2 protein-coding genes are annotated in these 4,689 nt (G+C 72.1%); one reads left to right on the top strand and one right to left on the bottom strand.

What is annotated here, in order from left to right; genetic code table 11:
• Nucleotides 1–201 precede the first annotated feature (201 nt).
• Complete coding sequence (locus tag IE321_RS40810; RefSeq protein ID WP_043229984.1) at nucleotides 202–1,506, bottom strand: ABC transporter substrate-binding protein; 1,305 nt, start codon at nucleotides 1,504–1,506, stop codon at nucleotides 202–204.
• Nucleotides 1,507–1,842: 336 nt separating this feature from the next.
• Here IE321_RS40810 and IE321_RS40805 point away from each other — a divergent pair, with 336 nt between their 5' ends.
• Entirely contained in the window at nucleotides 1,843–4,641 is a 2,799-nt protein-coding gene (locus IE321_RS40805; RefSeq protein WP_190226680.1) for a glycosyl hydrolase, read from the top strand.
• The last annotated feature ends 48 nt before the right edge of the window (nucleotides 4,642–4,689 follow it).

The raw sequence follows: 4,689 nt of genomic DNA, 5'->3' as shown, positions 1-4,689 counted from the left end.
GGGGCGACGGGCCGGGGAGCCGCCGGGAGCGCGGGCCGGGGCACCGCGAGGGGCGCGAACCGGGGAGTGCCGGCTGCGGTCGGCCGGGGGCGTCGGCCGGCGGGCGCCGACGGGGTCGGCCGGTGATGTCGGCCGGAGGGCTGCCGGCGGTGTCGGCCGGGGTGTCGGCCGAGAGGCCGCCGGTGGGGGTCGGCCGGGTCGTCAGCCGAGGGTGTTCGCGACGCCCTTCTTGGCGTTCTCCCACGCCTTCTCGGGGGCGAGGCCCTTGCGCTCGACCTCGCTCAGCGCGTTGGTGATCTGCTGGTTGATGTTCTGGTCGTGGACGCCGAGGACCTGGACCGGGGCCGCCTTGGCCGCGTCGCCGAAGATCTGCCCGATGGGGGCGCCGGAGAAGTACGGGTCCGTGGTGCCCGAGACCTCGGCGATGGCGCCGGTCGAGGAGGGGAAGTTGCCCTGCTTGGCGAAGATCTTGGCCTGCTGCTCGGGGGCGGTGAGCCACTTGATCAGCTCGTACGCCTCCTTCTTGTTCTTGGCGGCGCGCGGCACCGCGAGGTAGGAGCCGCCCCAGTTGCCGGCGCCGCCGGGCAGCTTGGCGATGTCCCACTTGCCCTTGCCGGTCTCGCCGGCCTGGCCCTTGATGTAGCCGAGCATCCAGGCGGGGCAGGGGATGGTGGCGAAGGAGCCGGCGGCGAAGGCCTGGTTCCACTGCGGGGACCACTGGTCGAGCTTGGCGCTGAGATCGGCCTGGGTGGCCTTGACCGAGGTCTCCCAGGCGCTCTTCAGGGCCGGGTTGGTCTCCCAGATCAGGGCGCCGGAGGCGTCGTAGTAGCGCTCCTTCTCCTGTCCGATCATGATGGAGAAGAGGCTGCCGACGCTGTCCAGCCAGGCGCTCTTGGCGGGGGCCTTGGCCTTGTACTGCTTGCCCAGCTCCAGGTAGCCGTCCCAGGTGGACCACTTCTCGGCCAGCTCGGCGCGGTCGGTGGGGAGTCCGGCCTGCTTGAAGAGGTCGGTGCGGTAGCACATCGCCTCGGGGCCGACGTCGGTGCCGAGGCCGAGGACCTCGCCGCCCTTGCCGGTGGCGGCGGCCCACTTGGCGTCGGCGAACTGGTCCTTGAGGCCGTCGGCGCCGTACTTCCGCAGGTCCTCGAAGCGGTCGGCCTGCTGCTGGGTGACGGAGGCGATCCGGCCGACCTCGATGCCCTGCACGTCGGCGAGGCCGCCGCCGCCGGCGAGCCGGGTCTGGAGCGACTTCCAGTAGTCGGCCTCGTCCTCGGTGTCGGTCTGCTTGATGGTGACGTTCGGGTGGAGCTTCTCGTACTCGGCGTAGAGCCCGGCCTCCTTGTAGCCGAAGGATCCGAAGAGGTCGACGGTCACCGTGACCTTGCCGCCCGGCTTGTCGGCGGCGGTGTCGGAGGCGCCGGATCCGCAGGCGGCGAGCAGGGAACCGGCGAGCGCGACCGCTCCGAGACGGAGTGCGGCCTGGGTGGCGGCTCGGGTGAGGGGCATGGACGGGCTCCCTTGGCATCGGGGCGGGTCGGGGGAGTGGGGCGGGCGGCGCCGGGGTGTGCCGGGGCCGCCCCGAGAACGCTTGAGAGCGCTCTCAAGAACGGTCTGGAGCGTGCCCCGACTCGGCCGTTCCCGTCAAGACTCGAAGGCGTAACGGCTCGGAATCGAAGGCTTCCTACGGAACCCCTGCCCCAACTCGGCTTTGCGTCGCTTCTCTTGACGTCCAGGTTTCGAGAGTTTTACGTTGCGCACTGCTGAGAGCGCTCTCAAGAGCCGTCACACCGACGGACGAACCCCCACGAAACCCCCCTCCTTCGAGCCAACGAGGTGCTGTACGTGTCAGCTCCCCGCTCCCGACCGGCCGCGTCGCTGGTCCTCGTCTCCGCCCTGGCCGCCGCCGGTCTCGTACCGGCCGTCGCCGGGACCGCCTCCGCCGCCACCGTCCCCGTGGGCGCGGGCGGTTACTCCGACACCCGCCCCGCCGGGACCTCCGGGCCCACCACCAACACCGGCGCCCCCGTCACCCCCAAGGTGACCGCAGCCGCCAAGGACCGGCCCGTCCCCACCAACGACTGGTGGTCCTCGCTCGCCTTCCAGCGCTACGGCGACAACCCGTACTCCACCCCCATGTACGGCCACCCGCTCACCTACCAGGCCGTCGCCGGCGGCCTGGAGCTCGGCTACCCCACCACCCCGGCGATCGTCGGCGACGGACGGCAGTACGAGTTCCCCCACAAGGCCGACCTCACCCTCGGCCTCACCGGGCTCAACTCGCCCGACACCAAGGCCGACGACTGGTCGGACTGGACCGTCACCCCCTACTGGTCCGACGGCGCCCGCACCCTGCGCACCACCATCGGCCACGGCCTGCCCTTCGTGTACGCCAAGGGCACCGGCGGCGACGCCCGGATCACGACCGCGTCCACGCCCACCGTCTTCGCCGACCAGGGCAACGTCCTCGGCATCACCGTCGGCGGCCACCACTACGCCCTCTTCTCGCCCGCCGGCACCGACTGGAACGTCTCCGGCACGACGGTCACCGCGGGCCTCGGCGGCAAGGACTACTTCTCCGTCGCCGTCCTGCCCTCCACCGACGCCCTGGCCACCTACCGCAAGTACGCCTTCAGCTTCGTCACCGGCTCCCGCGTCACCTGGTCCTCCTCGGGCGGCAAGGTCGGGGCCACGTACACGCTCACCACCGAGGCGAAGGAGGGCACCGAGACCGGCACCCTCCAGGCGCTCTACCGCCACCAGTGGCTCAACTCCACCGACCCGCTCACCCCGTACACCTACGTGTCGCCGCGCGGCACCATGAAGGTCCGCGAGGGCCGGTCCTTCACCACCAGCCGCAAGCAGGCCGCCGTCCTGCCCGGGCTGCCCGCCACCGGCGCGGTCGACCAGGCCCGGCTGCGCGGCTACCTCAACGAGGTGGTGAACTCCGCCGACCCGTTCTCCGGCGCCACCGACACCTACTGGACCGGCAAGGCGCTCGGCAAGCTCGCCCAGCTGGTGCCGCTCGCCGAACAGCTCGGCGACACCGCCCTGCGCGACCGGCTCCTCGGCCTGCTCAAGGGCCGCCTCCAGGACTGGTTCACCGCGGGCGGCGCGAACGAGTTCTCGTACGACCGCACCTGGAAGACCCTGACCGGCTACCCCGCCTCCTACGGCAGCGACACCGAGCTCAACGACCACCACTTCCACTACGGCTACTACGTCTACGCCGCCGCGATCATCGCCCAGTACGACCAGGCGTGGGCCGCCGACTCCGCCTGGGGCGGCATGGTGAAGACCCTGGTCCGCGACGTCGCCAACCCCAGCCGCACCGACACGGCCTTCCCCTTCCTGCGCGGCTTCGACGTCTACGCCGGCCACAGCTGGGCCTCCGGCCACTCCGGCTTCGCGGCGGGCAACAACCAGGAGTCGTCCTCGGAGTCCACCAACCTCAGCGCCGCCCTCGTCCTGTGGGGTTCCGCGACCGGTGACACCTCCCTGCGCGACCTCGGCGGCTACCTCCTCGCCACCGAGTCCGACGCCATCGGCCAGTACTGGTTCGACGCCGACCAGCAGGTCTTCCCCGGCTCCTTCACCCACGACACCGTCGGCATGGTCTGGGGCAGCGGCGGCGCCTACTCCACCTGGTGGACGGCCAACCCGGAGGAGATCCACGGCATCAACACCCTCCCGGTGACCTCCGGCAACGCGCTGCACATGGGCGCCTATCCGGGTGCGATCCGGCGCAACCTGGCCGAGATGGAACGGGAGAACGGCGGCCCGGCCGTCGAATGGCGGGACATCCTCTGGGAGTTCGAGTCGCTCGCCGAACCGGCCCGCGCCAAGGCCCGCTTCGACGCCGTCGGCGGGAACTACACCCCCGAGGCCGGCGAGACCCGCGCCCACACCTACCACTGGCTGACCGGACTGGACGCCCTCGGCGCCCCGGACGCGACCGTCACCGGCTCGATCCCGACCTCGGCCGTCTTCCTCAAGGGCACCGAGCGCACCTACGCCGCCCACAACTACGGCTCCGCCCCGGCCACCGTCACCTTCTCCGACGGCAAGTCCCTGACCGTACCCGCCCGTTCCACCGCCACCGGCAAGGGAACCGGCACGATCCCCTGCGGCCAGCCCGGCGGACCGGTCTGCCCCGACCCGGGCACCGGCGACACCTTCCGCCTGGCCGCCGGGGGCAAGCTGACCACCGCCACCGACACCACCGCGGGCAGCGACACGATCGCCTCCGCGGGCGGCGCCAACCACGACGGCACCCCGTACCAGCCGCTCGTCTACGAGGCGCGGAACGTCACCGGCACCCTCACCCCGGGCGCCGCCACCGCCTTCCGCCTCGCCGTGGACGCCGGCACCGCCGTCGGCCTCGGCCAGCAGGCCCGCGTCAGCTACGACCTGACCGGCGACGGCACCTTCGACCGCACCGAGACCTACCAGTACTTCGCCACCGACCCGGTCTCCGGCTGGGAGCGCTACGACCAGACCCGCGGCCTGAAGTCCGCCACGGGCACCCTCGGCGACCTGCGCGGCGGCACCGTCCGCGTCGAGGTGTGGAGCGCCATCGGCAACGCCCCGTCGTCGGTCAGGACGGGTACGGCGGACTCCGTCGTGGTCATCCCCTTCGACTGACGCCACCCCGGGCGGGTGGTCCGCGAGCCCGGCCGGGCTCGCGGACCA

It is taken from the genome of Streptomyces hydrogenans, assembly GCF_014656075.1.
Taxonomy (GTDB): Bacteria; Actinomycetota; Actinomycetes; order Streptomycetales; family Streptomycetaceae; genus Streptomyces; species Streptomyces hydrogenans.
This window is presented reverse-complemented; position numbering and strand designations above follow the sequence as displayed.